The following is a 333-nucleotide window of genomic DNA, read 5'->3' as shown; positions in this document are numbered from 1 at the left end:
GACAATGTGAATATGAAGGGGAATTGTACCATACACGCAATGATTTTGAGCAGCTACACCTTCGTATTAAGGGAATAACAGCTCTTGATGGACAAGCCCCTGAAATCGTATTTGAGGCGACGGGTGTCTATTCAAGATCAGTTGAAAAGTTTCTACGGGATCACGGACATACATACTGCCGCATGAACCCACTGGAAGCGAACCTACAAATAGCTTCAATGCGTCGACACAAAACCGATATTAGCGATGCCCATGAGTTAGCGAAAACCCACTTTAAATTGGAACGTGAAACGACGTATGTGCACAATGATTATTATGAACAGATGCGGGCGA

The 333-nt window shown here is 43.8% G+C and carries 1 protein-coding gene; it reads left to right on the top strand.

Features of this window, described 5'->3' with window-relative positions; translation table 11 throughout:
• Positions 1-23: 23 nt before the first annotated feature.
• Positions 24-333: IS110 family transposase (locus LRP83_RS23155; protein ID WP_230499188.1), on the top strand; the 310-nt coding region annotated here is incomplete at its 3' end.

The sequence above is a fragment of the Pseudoneobacillus rhizosphaerae genome, from assembly GCF_917563885.1.
Classification (GTDB): domain Bacteria; phylum Bacillota; class Bacilli; order Bacillales; family Cytobacillaceae; genus Pseudoneobacillus; species Pseudoneobacillus rhizosphaerae.
The sequence above is the reverse complement of the archived record's forward strand: the minus strand, read 5'-3'. Positions and strand labels throughout refer to the sequence as shown.